This is a genomic window from Paraburkholderia sp. SIMBA_053, assembly GCF_046534895.1.
GTDB classification, from domain to species: domain Bacteria; phylum Pseudomonadota; class Gammaproteobacteria; order Burkholderiales; family Burkholderiaceae; genus Paraburkholderia; species Paraburkholderia caledonica.
The window spans coordinates 1-264 of record NZ_JAWRXU010000873.1 but is presented as its reverse complement, the minus strand read 5'-3'; the positions used below and the strand labels follow the sequence as shown (position 1 = coordinate 264).

Genomic DNA, 264 nt, shown 5'->3' with positions numbered 1-264 from the left:
GGGCCCGGATGGCAAGCGTCATCGACATTTCTATGCGCGCGGCGACCGCCGTGCCGAAGTGTTCCGCCGACGTGAGCATTTGCGCGTCGAGATGGCGCATCGTGGCGGGCGTCCGCCCGTGCATGCGGCAATGCCGCCGCGTCGGGACGAGCATCGTCCGCATTCGCATGGCGAGCGTTCCGCGTATGTGCGTGACACGCATCGGCCGGATCGTCACGATGGTGCGCCTGCGCGGCACGCGGAGCATCGTTCGCAGTCGGGACC

At 68.6% G+C, this 264-nt stretch carries 1 protein-coding gene; it reads right to left on the bottom strand.

Annotation, left to right across the window (positions count from 1 at the left end):
- The coding region (locus SB753_RS38095; protein WP_410805297.1) for a hypothetical protein at nt 1–238 on the bottom strand (238 nt) is incomplete at its 3' end.
- Nucleotides 239–264: the final 26 nt, after the last annotated feature.